The 11,684-nt window shown below is 75.5% G+C and carries 9 protein-coding genes and 1 pseudogene; 9 read left to right on the plus strand and 1 reads right to left on the minus strand.

Annotation, left to right across the window (positions count from 1 at the left end):
- Positions 1–642 (minus strand): ATP-binding protein (locus GFD30_RS25520; protein ID WP_194202122.1); only part of this gene is annotated, 642 nt, incomplete at its 3' end.
- 206 nt (positions 643–848) lie between these two features.
- Between GFD30_RS25520 and GFD30_RS25525 the strand changes: the two genes are divergently transcribed.
- From GFD30_RS25525 to GFD30_RS25565, 9 genes and pseudogenes are all read left to right on the plus strand, one after another.
- Complete coding sequence (locus tag GFD30_RS25525; protein WP_153027967.1) at positions 849–2,339, plus strand: dynamin family protein; 1,491 nt, start codon at positions 849–851, stop codon at positions 2,337–2,339.
- Positions 2,340–2,372: 33 nt separating this feature from the next.
- The gene (locus tag GFD30_RS28140) at positions 2,373–2,969 is read left to right on the plus strand and encodes a nucleotide exchange factor GrpE (RefSeq protein ID WP_153027968.1); all 597 of its coding nucleotides are present in this window, start codon (positions 2,373–2,375) and stop codon (positions 2,967–2,969) included.
- Positions 2,966–4,885: a dynamin family protein gene (locus GFD30_RS25535; RefSeq protein WP_153027969.1), complete on the plus strand. Its 1,920-nt coding sequence runs from the start codon at positions 2,966–2,968 to the stop codon at positions 4,883–4,885. The genes GFD30_RS28140 and GFD30_RS25535 overlap by 4 nt, the downstream gene beginning before the upstream one ends.
- Positions 4,878–5,366, plus strand: a complete 489-nt coding sequence (locus tag GFD30_RS25540) for a hypothetical protein (protein WP_153027970.1) — start codon at positions 4,878–4,880, stop codon at positions 5,364–5,366. The genes GFD30_RS25535 and GFD30_RS25540 overlap by 8 nt, the downstream gene beginning before the upstream one ends.
- 457 nt (positions 5,367–5,823) lie before the next feature.
- A complete protein-coding gene (locus GFD30_RS25545; protein WP_153027971.1) occupies positions 5,824–7,086 on the plus strand; it encodes a J domain-containing protein in 1,263 nt (420 codons plus the stop codon).
- A gap of 76 nt (positions 7,087–7,162) precedes the next feature.
- Positions 7,163–8,509, plus strand: coding sequence for an IucA/IucC family protein (locus GFD30_RS25550; RefSeq protein WP_153027972.1), 1,347 nt, complete (start codon positions 7,163–7,165; stop codon positions 8,507–8,509).
- Positions 8,506–10,050, plus strand: coding sequence for an IucA/IucC family protein (locus GFD30_RS25555; RefSeq protein ID WP_153027973.1), 1,545 nt, complete (start codon positions 8,506–8,508; stop codon positions 10,048–10,050). Before GFD30_RS25550 ends, GFD30_RS25555 begins: the two co-directional genes overlap by 4 nt.
- Positions 10,047–11,192, plus strand: coding sequence for a type III PLP-dependent enzyme domain-containing protein (locus tag GFD30_RS25560; protein ID WP_322633619.1), 1,146 nt, complete (start codon positions 10,047–10,049; stop codon positions 11,190–11,192). The genes GFD30_RS25555 and GFD30_RS25560 overlap by 4 nt, the downstream gene beginning before the upstream one ends.
- Positions 11,193–11,302: 110 nt before the next feature.
- Positions 11,303–11,684 (plus strand): annotated as a pseudogene (locus tag GFD30_RS25565) (hypothetical protein); the annotation flags it as partial.

Raw genomic sequence — 11,684 nt, forward strand, 5'->3', positions numbered from 1 at the left:
GGTGTGGGCGGCGCGGCGCGCCAGCGCGGTGAGCGCGAGCGGGTTGCCGCCGGCGCGCGCGGCCAGGGCCGCGGCCCGGGTCGGGGGGAGCGCGGGGGCGGCTTCGGCGACCAGTTGCGCGGCCTCGGTCTCGGTCAGCTCGGGGACGGGGACGACGGTGGCGGCGGCCAGGAGGCGCGCGAGGGCGTCCTCGCCGAGCCGGTTGGGGACCCGCAGTGCGGCGGCGACGGGGAGGCGCTCGGCCAGGACCGGCAGGACCGCGAGCGTCGCCGCGTCGCACCACTGGAGGTCGTCGATGATGAGCAGTCCGCCGCGGGTGCGGGAGTAGACGGCCTCGGCCAGGAGCGGGAGGTCGCCGGCGGGCATGCGGGCGCGCGTGGCGCGTTCGAGGGCGAGGGCGGGCTGCCCGGAGAGCATGGCCAGGCCCCCGCCGGCGTGGACGGGGCGCTTGGAGGCGCGGGCGAGCCGCTCCAGCAGCCGGGTGCGGCCGGACCCGGGCGGGCCGGTGACGACCACCAGGCCCGGTCCCGCCAGCGCACCGGCCATGGCGCGCAGTGCATCGTCACGGTTCGCGACCCCAGTGCCGTGGGGTGTCGAGGCGACGCGGGGCGCCAGTCCGGGGGTGGGCGGCGGGGCGGCCAAGGGGGCTCCTAACGCTGTGGCACGAATGGGGGAGGCGGCCGGGCGGCTGCGGTTTGTAGTCTTCTGTGAGTCGACGGATCGCCGACGCCTCTCATGATATTGCGGATGCTTCGATGCCGCAGACCGGCGTCCGGCGGCCCGGGTGCCGCAGACCGGCGCAGGCCCGCAGGGCCGACAGGGCTATAGAGAGGGCGGACACGGGGACCATGGTGGCAGGACAACTCACCACGAGTGTGGCGAGCATGTGCGAGGAACTGGCCGGCAAGGTCAGCAGCGCGTCGCGCCCCGTGGTCGAGGAGGTCGCCGGACGGTTGGGGCAGCCCCTTCGCGTCGCGGTCGCCGGCCGGTTGAAGGCCGGGAAGTCCACGTTGGTGAACGCGTTGATCGGGCGCCGGGTGGCGCCGACGGCGGCGGGTGAGTGCACGCGCGTGGTGACCCAGTTCCGGTACGGGCCCGCCGACCGGGTCGACGTGGTCGCCCGCAACGGCACCAAGCACGCGGTCCCGTTGGACGCCAACGGGATGATCCCCACGACGCTGCCGATCCCGGCCGACGAGGCCGCGATGATCGACGTGCAGCTGTCCTCCGACCGGCTCCGGGACCTGACGGTGGTCGACACGCCGGGTCTGCAGTCGGTCAACACCGACATCTCCGAGGCCGCGCGGGAGATGCTGTTCGCCGCGCCGATCGCCGAGGACGTCGACGACGACTCCAAGGCCGCGGTCGAGTCCGCCGAGGCGATCATCTACGTGTTCACCCAGCAGGTCCGCTCCGACGACGTCGAGGCCCTGGACGCGTTCGCGAAGGCGTCGCAGCAGCTGTCGTCGTCGCCGATGAACGCGCTGGGGCTGTACAACAAGGCCGACAAGCTCGCGCCCGGGCCCGGGCAGGACCCGTGGCCGGTGGCCGGGCCGATCGCCGGCGACCAGGCGCAGGTGCTGCGCCGCTCGGTGTGCGACGTGGTCCCGGTCGTGGGGCTGCTGGCCGAGACCGCCGAGGCGGGGCTGCTGACCGCCGCCGACTGCGAGGCGCTGCGGACCCTCGCGGGGCTCGACGAGGACAAGCGCGCGCTCATGCTCGCCTCGGCGGGCCTGTTCTTGAGCACCGAGGGCCCGGTCGACAAGCACCAGCGGCAGCGGCTGCTGGAGCGGCTGGACCTGTACGGCATCCACTTCGCGATCGCGCACCTGCAGGCGAGCCCGCACCTGGCGACCGGGGAGCTGGTGCGGCTGCTGTTCGCCGCCTCGGGGTTCCCGCGCCTGCGCACCACGCTGCACCAGATCTTCGGGGTCCGCGCCGACGTCATCAAGGCCGGGTGGGCGCTCGGTCGCCTGGACGCCGCGGCGGCGTCCGGTCCGGCCGCGGACCGGGACCTGCTGCGCGGCGCGGTCGAGTCGATCGTCGCCCGCCCCGAGTACCACCGGCTGCCGCTGCTGGAGGCGGCCGCGCAGGTCACCACCGGGCAGGTGGCGCTGCCCGAGGCGATGGAGGCCGAGGTGGCGCGCCTGGCGCTGACCGACGACGCCGGCGTCGTCCTGGGCCTGCCGGACGCGCCCCGGCCGCAGCTGCGGCGGGCCGCGATCGAGGCGGCCGCGCGCTGGCGGGCGTTCGCCAACGGCGGCGCGACCCCGTCCCAGGCGCGGGTGGCGAACGTGGTGCATCGTGGTTTCCATCTGCTGGCCCAACGACTCGGCTGACCCCCGTCACCGTTACGACATAAGGAGAGCAAAGTGACCAATCGACTCGGCGGACCGCTGGTGGGGGCCCTGGTGGGCCTTGCCGCGGCGGCCTTGGGCGCGGTGTTCCTCACCGGCGGCGGGTTCGATGCGCGCGTCCTGGCCATAGCCGCCGGCTCGGTCCTCGTCACCGCGGGCGTCGCGTTCGCCGCGGGCCGGTCCATCGCCGCCCCCGTTCCCGCCGCGGCGCCGGCTCCGGCCGCGCCGGCGTTCGCGCCCGCGCCCGGCACGGGTGCCGCCTCCGGTGCGATCCCGGTCGGGCAGCTCGCCGAGCCCGCCCGCGCCGCGCAGGCCGTGGCCGACCGGTCCGTCCTGGTCGAGACCTGCATCTGGATGCGCGACCGCGCGACCTCGCCGGCGCTCGCCCAGCACCTGGACGGGGCGTTCTCGAAGGTCGGCGTCGCCCAGGTGGACGCGACCGGGCAGCGGTTCGACCCCGCCGTCCACGAGGCCGGCTCGACCGTGGCCGCCCGCGGCCCCGCCGACGAGGGCATCATCGCCCGCACCGAGCAGATCGGGTACACCGACCGGGGCCGGATCCTGCGCCACCCGATCGTCACCGTCTACCGCGGCCAGGGGGTGCGGGCATGACCGACACCGCCGCTCCCGCCGCGCAGAGCCCCGCGACGCCGGCGAAGAAGGCCGCCGCGAAGCCGAACCCGGCCGCCCAGATCCACAAGCTGTGCGTCAAGGCCGCCAAGGCCGGCAACGCGTCGCTGCGCACCGTCGACGCCCGCGCCGCGGCCGAGGTGGACGAGGTCGCGCGCTGGCAGCCCGACAAGCCGGTGGCCGTGGTCGTCGGCGAGACCAAGCGCGGCAAGTCGTCCCTGGTGAACGCGCTCCTGGGCATGCCCGGTCTGTCTCCTGTGGATGCGCAGGTGGCGACGACGGCGTACCTGGAGTTCGCGTGGGCCGAGCAGGCGTCGGTGCGGGCCTGGCAGCCGGGCGCGGCCGACCCGATGCTCCTGGGCGTGGGCGACCTGCGCAACTGGGCGACCCGGCTCGGCACGATGCCGCCGGGGATGGTCCCGCCGCGGCGGATGCTCGTGGGGCACCCTTCGGCGCTGCTCAAGCACATGTCCGTGGTCGACACGCCCGGCACGGGCGGCCTGGACCCCGACCACGCCCAGATCGCGCTCGAAGCGGTCGCGCGCGCCACCTGCCTGATCATGGTCACCGACGCGTCCTCCCCGATGGCCAAGACCGAGCTGGACTTCCTGACCGAGGCGTCCAAGCGCGTCAACTTCGTGGTGTTCGCCCTGACCAAGACCGACACGTACCCGGGGTGGAAGACCGTCCTGGAGGAGAACCGGTCGCTGATCGAGGCGCACGCGCCCCGGTTCCGCAGCGCCCCGCACTTCCCGGTCTCGGCGATGCTCGCCGAGCACGCCCTCAACTCCACCGGCCCCACCCGCCAGGCCCTGGCGAAGGAGTCGGGGATCGGCCGGATGCAGCGCGCCCTGGTCAAGGTCGGCGCCGCCGGCAAGGCCCTGGTCGCCGCGAACGTCGTCCGCGCCGTGCGCACCGAGTTCTCGCGCCTGGCGGTCGCGGCGCAGGAGGACATGAAGGCCTACGACCCCGACCCTGAGACGGCCAACCGGCTCAAGGAGGAGAAGAAGCAGGCCCTGGCGCTGCGCCGCACCGAGACGAAGAAGGCGAACCTGGCCCTGCGCGTGGAGACCCAGCGCGCCAAGATCGAGGTCCAGGGGCGCCTGCGCGTCCACCTGCAGGAGCTCGAGGAGGCCCTCCTCGACGAGCTCGAGAAGGCCAACAAGGCCGCGCTCGAGTCGCTCCCCCAGCGCATCGACATCGCCCTCCAGGGCATCGCCGCGCGCCTCTCGGGCGAGCTGCACCAGCGGTTCGTGCTCCTGGCCGAGCGGGTGCTGCGGCAGGTGTTCACCGAGGACGAGCTCATCCAGGCGACGAACTCGATCTCCGCGGGGCTGCGGGCCGCCGCCTCGGGCCGGGCCCGCCGCGACGCCAACCAGGACGGGGCGCTGCTCATGGCGTCCTCGGCGGGCGTGGCCATGATGGCCGGGCGGGCGGTCACCGCCGGCGCGGGCATGATCGGCCTGACGGCCGTCGCCGGTTCGGTCGCGGGGCTCGCGCTCACCGCCTCCGGGGTCGGCATCGGCCTGGCCGCGGCCGCGTTCCTGCTGTACCGCAGGAAGATCCAGGGCGACCGGCAGGCCGCGAAGCAGTGGGTGCAGCGCGTCATCGCCGAGGCCCGCGCCAACCTCAACGAGGAGATCGGGTTCCGCTTCACCGAGGTCGAGTTCGTGTTCAACTCCACCCTGGACGACGCCCTCGAGCGGCGCGCCGCCGAGTTCGACGCGCGGATCTCCGCGGCCGAGAACGCCGCGAAGGCCGACCAGGCCGCCCGGGCCAAGAAGCAGGCCGCGCTCAAGCAGCGCCGCGACTCCATGGCCCAGAAGGTCAAGCAGCTCGACGAGGTGCTCGCCAAGGCCCGCACCCTCGTACCAGGAGATGAGGAATCCGATGGATGAGTTCGACCAGTTCGACCCTGAGGGGGGCGGCGAGGACTTCCCCGATCTCGACGACGACGGCCAGGAGGCCCCCGGGTTCGACGAGTTCGACACCGGCGAGGTTCCCGACGAGGACGGCCTGGAGGCGTTCGCGTTCGACGACGAGGGCGGCATCGACGAGGACGAGCCCCTCGATGAGGGCTTCGCCGTCGACGCCGGGTTCGACGAGGGCGAGGACGAGGCCGCCTCGGGCGACGAGACCGCCTACGCGGCGACCTACGAGGACCTGCTGCTCGACGAGGCCGACAACCCGCCGGGCTTCCCGCCCGAACTGGATCTGGACGTGCCCGAACCGGTCGACGGCTACCCGTGGGTCGACCTGGACGTCCTCGGCTCGGCCGAGGCCGAGCCGTGGGTGAACGCCGTCGACGCCTCCGAGTTCGCGATCGCCGACATCGACGACCCGGCCGCGCAGGCGCTCGCGCGCTTCTGGCAGGGATAGGCGCGGACGGCTCGGCGGACCCGGCAGCCGCCGACCGACGCCGCTGCGGCCCCGAACCGGTCCGGTTCGGGGCCGCAGCGCGTCCGCGCCCGCAATGGCGCATCGCGGTCGCGGACTGTCCGATGTCGCCGCCGACCGTCCCGGTTCCCGGTCGCGGATTCGGGGCCGTACGCGCCCGGACGGTCCGGCACCGCTCTCATGGAATGCTCGATGCGGATCGAATCCCCAGGTCCGCAGGGCGACCGCGGAGACCCGCACCGCCATTGCGCCCTCCACAGTGGCCGCGCGTTGCGCGCGGGTGCGACGACTCGACCCCGACCGGTGGAATTTTCGGGACCTGCCGACACCGAAAGGGGCGAACCGGCGGTAGATTGGGGACTCCATTACCGTCGAGTCCGACGCCCGATCCCCCTCGCCGGGCACAGGCCCGTCCCCGTACGACCGACCGGGAGCCGTGGTGAACGAACCAGACCACTACCGCGTCCTCGGGGTGAGCCCGCAGGCACCACGCACCGAGATCCAGGCCGCCTACCGCCGGCGCCTCCGCGAGACCCATCCCGACCGCGGCGGCGACGAGGACGAGTTCCACCTCGTCCAGGGCGCCTGGGAGACCCTCTCGCACCCCGGGCTGCGCCGCGAGTACGACCTGCTGCGCTTCGGGCGCCGCGCCGCCCGCCGCTACGGCAAGGCCGCCGCCAGACCGGCCCACCGCAAGGTCCGCGGCTGGAACGTCGCCCCCGCTCCCGCGCCCGCGCAGCACGCCTTCCCCGCCGAAGGCGCCCTCGTCGCCGTCCCCTGGCACGCCCGCCTGCGCCGGCTCCGGCCCGTCTACCGGCCCTCCGCGTGGACCGCGGCCGCGCTGTGCGCCGCCGCCGGCGCCGTCTGGGTCTTCATGGGACTGGGGTTCCTCGGGCAGGCCCTGGCCTCGGACTCGTGGGTGTTCCTGATCCTGGCCATCCCCGTGACGATCGCCGTCGCCATGATCGTCGCCGTCCAGACCTCCCGGGCCCTGCGCCGCCGCCCCGACACCGCCCCGCCCCCGCCGACCGGCCGGCTCGTCATCGCGTTCCTGTTCGCCGCCGCCGTCATCGTCCTCGCCGGGCCCGCCACCCCGTGGGGCTGGGCCCTGGGCGTGTACGTCCTCACCGGCGCCGCCATGGCGTGGACGGTGAAGCGGCTGCGGTTCACCGTCGCCCTGCGCCGCTCCGTCGGCGGCGCCCTGCGCCAGTTCAACGCGTTCGGGCCCGCCGGGACCCGCCCCAAAGCCGACCGGCCCACCGGGAAGCTCCTGCGCGAAGTCCTCACCAACCTGCCCGCGGCGCGCCTGTTCGTGGCGCTCCCGGCCGAGCCGGACACGCGGGTGCCGCACGCGATCGTCTGCGGCGACCGCGTCGCCCTGCTGTGCGCGCCGGTCGGCCGCGACAGCGCCGACGTCGACTCGGTCAACCTCCCCGAAGCCGTCAAAGCCCTCGACCAGGCCCTCCCCGACGCGCACATCCAAGGCTGGGTCCTGTGGCCGACCCTGCCCGAGACCGCCCGCGCCGGCGAGACCACCGCCGTCCACGACGTCGCCGTCGGCCAGGCGGCCGCCGACATCGGCCTGTGGCTCGCCGCCGCCGGCGCCGTCTACGACCTCCCGGTCCTCCAGGCGCTGCGGATGCGCCTCGCCGCGGTCCCGGCCCCCCGCACCGGCGACCGGGGCGCCGTCGTCAAGGCCTGAAACCGCGTCCACCACAACGTGTGCGTGAGCCAACGCACCCTCCACACCGGCCCCGTTCGCCAGTACAGTGCAGGCAATGGACGCCACCGCCCGCGCCGACGCCATCGTCGCCGACCGCCTCCGCGCCGCCGCCGACCGCGAACCCGTGCCCGGCCCGGCGCACGGCACCACCGCCGCCGCGATCGCCGCCTCGATCAGCGAGGGCTCGGCGTACGCCGACCGGTTCGCCCGCGAGGTCGCCTCGGCGGTGCGCGGGACCGCGCTGGCACTCGAAGCGGCCCGCCCGCACCCGACCGACCTGTGGGCCGCCTCCGCCGCGGCGCACCCGGACCCGTCGGTGTGGTTCGAGCAGGCCGTCCTCTTGGGACACCCGGTGCACCCGCTCGCGCGCTCGCGCGGCGACCTCACCGACGACGAGATCCGCGCCTACGCGCCCGAGCACCGGGCCCGGTTCGACCTGGGCCGCTTCGACGTCGCCGACCGGGCCGCGAACTACACCGACGGCCGCGATCTGCCGCTGCTGCCGGCACACCCGTGGCAGGCCGCCCGCCGCGGCCTCGGCGCACCCGCGCGCACCTGGCCGGGCGCGGCCCCGCTGATGAGCCTGCGCACCGTCTCCACCGGCGACCGGCACGTCAAAACGGCCGTCGACCTGCAACTGACCTCCGCGCAGCGCCGCGTCTCGGCCGCCGCGATCCACAACGGATACTTCCTCCCCGAGCGGCTGGAGGCCCCGGCCCGCCGGTGCGCGATCACGCTGCTGCCCGAGACCGCGGTGTGGGCGCGGGCCGAGGGCGAACCCGACCCGGGGCTCGCGGCGATCGTCCGCCCCGCCCCGCACACCATCGGGCACCCGCGCGCCGTCCCGCTGGCGGCGCTCGCCGAGACGTGCCCCTCCGACGGACGCCCGATCGCGGTCGCCTTCACCGGGAACGACCCCGAGGCATGGTGGGCGGCGTTCGTCACCGTGGCGCTGGCGCCGCTGCGGCTGTTCGCCGACACCGGTGTCGCGCTCGAGGCCCACGGGCAGAACACCCTGGCCTCGTTCACCGGCGACATGCCGACGGGCCTGCTGTACCGCGACTTCGGGGGCGTGCGCGTCCCGCCCGAGGACTTCCCCGGGATCATCGGCGACCTGCCCGAACCCGACCGCGAGGCCCGGTTGACGAAGCTCCTCGCCGCCCTGTTCCCGACGACGCTGACCGCGATCGTCGAGACGTTCGCCGCATGGTCGGACACCGACCCCGGGAAATGGTGGGCGACCGTCGCCGCCGGCGTGCGCGACCTGTCCTTGGAGCCGTGGATCGCCGACGCGGTCCTGCGCGACCCCTGGCCGATCAAGGCCACCACCGCGATGCGCCTGGCCGCGAACCCGACCGACGACATCTGGGCCCGGGTCGAGAACCCGCTGGCGGCCGCGTGAACCTCACCGACCGGATCCTGGCCGCCGCCTGGCGCGAGAACCTCAACGGCCACCGCACCGGCCCCGCACCGGCCCCGGAGGGCCCGTTCAACCAGCTCGACTACGACTGGGCAGACCGAGCCGCGGGCCCCGCCCCCGCGGCCGCCGACCGGGACGACGACCCGGTGAAAGCACTCGAAGCGGTCATCGCCGGACCCGTCCCCGCGCACCTGGCCGCCGAACTGGAGTCCGCGCGCACCGGCCGGGCCCTCGCGCACGAACGCGCCGCCGGGCGCCGCCGCCGCGTCGCGGCCCTCGCCGCCCGCACCGGCGCGCCGACCCTCGCGGCGCTCATCGCCGCCTGCGGCAGCGACGTCGACACCACCGCGCGGCTGCTCGAGACCCTCGCCACCGACGGCCACCAGCTCCACCCGTGCGCGCGCACCCGCCTGGGCTGGAACCGCACCGACCTCGAACGGTACGACCTCGAGACCCCCGCGCCGATCCGGGTGCGGCTCGTCGCCGACCGGGACGGCGTCCTCGACCGGTCCGGCGCCGACTTCCGCGACCACCCCGTGCTCGCCGGCCTCGACCTGCCCGACCCGGTCGTCCCCGTCCACCCCTGGCAGCTCGAACACCGCGTCCTGCCCCGGTACGCGGACCTGTTCGCCGCCGGCCGGCTCGCCGTCCTCGACGAGACCGTCCCGGCCTGGCCGACCGCCGCGATCCGCACCCTCGCCGGACACCGCGCCCCCGGGTTCCTCAAACTCGCCCTCGGCATCCACATCACCTCCACCCGCCGCGACATCTCCCCCGCCACCGCGCTCCTCGCCCCGGTCCTCTCCGGCCACCTCACCGCCCTCGACGCGGACGGCACCCACCGGCTCCTCCCCGACCTGGCCGGGGCGTGGCTGCCCGGCAGGCGGGACCTGACCGCGATCGCCCGCGCCCCCCTCGCGGCGGTCACCCCGGCCGGAGCGGTGTGCGTGCCCGCGACCGCGCTGGCCGCCGCCTCGCCGGTGACCGGAGCGAGCCTCGCGGCCGAGTACGCCGACTGGCACGGCGACCCCGGCGCATGGCTGCGCGCCTACGCGGCGCTGTTCGTCCCGCCGGTGCTGGCCAAGGCCGCCATGGGCATCGGCCTCGAAGCGCACCTGCAGAACAGCCTCGTGGCGATGGACGGGCCCGTCCCGGTCGCCGCGGTCTCCCGCGACCTCGGCGGCGCCCGCCTGCACCTGCCGACCGTCCCGTTCGACGTCGACCTGCCCGCAGGGAGCCCGGTGCGCGCCCACTCCATCGACCAGGTCCGCGCGAAGGTCGCCTACACGCTGTTCCAGAACCACCTCGCGGCCCTGGTGACCGCGCTCGAACGCGACACCGGCCTGGACGCGGCCGGATTCTGGGCCGACCTGGCCGACCTCGTCGCCGGCCTCGACCTGCCCGCGGCCGACCGCGACTGCTACCTGGCGCCCACGATGCCGACCAAGGCCCTGCTGTCGATGCGCCTGGAGCCCGGCCGCGAGATCGAAGCGCTCGTCGACAACCCGCTGGCCCGACCGTGAACGAACCGCTCCCGACCAAGGTCGTCGCCGCCGTCCAGGCCCTCGAATCCCCCGCCAGCGCGTGGATCTACGACCCCGCGCAGCTGACGGCCCGCCTGGCCGCGGTGCGCGCGGCGCTGCCGGAGTGGACGGTCCTGTACGCGATGAAGGCGTGCGCGAACCCCGCGATCGTGGCCGCGGCCGCCGCGGCGGCGGACGGGATCGAGTGCGCCTCGGGAGGCGAGCTGGCGGCGGCGCGCGCGGCCGGTGCGGCGCGGCTGGCGTTCTCGGGCCCGGCGAAGACCCCCGCCGACCTGCGTGCGGCAGCGGACTCGCCGGTGCCGCTGTGCGTCCACGTCGAGTCGGTCCGGGAGCTGGACCTGCTCGCGGCGGCCGGGTTCGCGGGCCCGGTGGCGCTGCGGGTGAACCGGGGCCGGGCCCTGCCCGGCAGCCACCGGATGGCCGGGGCGCCGACGCCGTTCGGCATGGACGAGGCCGACGCCGCCGCCGCGGCCGACCGGGCGCTGGACCTGGGGCTGGACCTGGCCGGGTTCCATCTGCACGCCGTCTCCAACTGCCTGGACGCGGCCGCCTACGCCGCGCATGCGCTGGAGGCGCTGGCGTGGTCGCAGCGGGCGGCCGCGGGCCGGTTCGCGCTGCGGTATGTGAACGTGGGCGGGGGCCTGGGCGCGGATCCGCGCGGGGACGTGATCGATCTCGACGCGCTGGCGGGGGCGCTGGGCGGGGCCGCGGGCCGGTTCCGGGCGGCGGGGGTGGAGCCGGTGGTCGAGCCGGGCCGGTACCTGGCGGCGCCGGCGGGCTGGTACGCGGCCGAGGTGGTGGACGTGAAGACGGTCGGGGGGCAGGCGTTCGCGGTCGTGCGCGGCGGCACGCACCATTTCCGGCTGCCGGCGGCGTGGGGGTATGCGCATCCGTTCCGGATCGTGCCGGGCCCGCGGGAGGGCGGGGTGCTCACCGATGTCGAGGTGCGGGTGTGCGGTGAGTTGTGTACGCCCAGGGATGTGCTCAACGGCGGCCAGTGGGTGTCGTCGATCGGCGCCGGAGACCGGCTCGTGTTCGCTGATGCCGGTGCGTACGGTTGGGAGATCTCGCACGACCGGTTCCTGGGCCATCCGGGCCCTGACTTGGTCGTCATCGACTGATCGGCTGATCCGCGAACGCCCGGAGTGCGTCTACTATGAAGGGCCCTAGCGTGCCCGGTCCGTCCCGACCCGGTGCGCTACCGCCTCGATCCCCCCATTGAGGAGTCCGTATGCCGAATCGGCGGTTTGCCCGGCGGACCCATCGCGAAGCGGCGAGGCTCGCCGCCGCCGGCGACCACCCGGCCGCCCTGGCCGCGTTCGCCGCTGCCGCGGTCGAGTACCGCGACCGCCTCGAGGCCCATCCCGGCGACCGGGCCTCGCGGGAGGACTTCGCCGACCTGCTGGCCGCCCGCGCGCGCTCGTTCGCCGCGGTCGGCGACTACGCGCAGGCGTACGCGGCCGAGCGCGAGCGCGACCGGGTCGCCGACGAGCTCGGCGGGGACGGGGCCGAGCGGGCGGGCCGGCGCCTGGACCTGGCCGAGGCGGCGGTCCGGGCGGGGCGGCTGCTGACGGCGGCGGTGCAGGCGGACGCGGCGCTGGGCGCGCTGGACG

The sequence above is a fragment of the Glycomyces albidus genome, assembly GCF_009451885.1.
Classification (GTDB): domain Bacteria; phylum Actinomycetota; class Actinomycetes; order Mycobacteriales; family Micromonosporaceae; genus Glycomyces; species Glycomyces albidus.

What these genes read in the sequence shown, in the direction of transcription:
- GFD30_RS25535 (WP_153027969.1), top strand. Translation starts at nt 2,966, where the DNA reads ATGACCGACACCGCCGCTCCCGCCGCGCAGAGCCCCGCGACGCCGGCG.
- GFD30_RS25540 (WP_153027970.1), top strand. Translation starts at nt 4,878, where the DNA reads ATGGATGAGTTCGACCAGTTCGACCCTGAGGGGGGCGGCGAGGACTTC.
- GFD30_RS25550 (WP_153027972.1), top strand. Translation starts at nt 7,163, where the DNA reads ATGGACGCCACCGCCCGCGCCGACGCCATCGTCGCCGACCGCCTCCGC.
- GFD30_RS25525 (WP_153027967.1), top strand. Translation starts at nt 849, where the DNA reads ATGGTGGCAGGACAACTCACCACGAGTGTGGCGAGCATGTGCGAGGAA.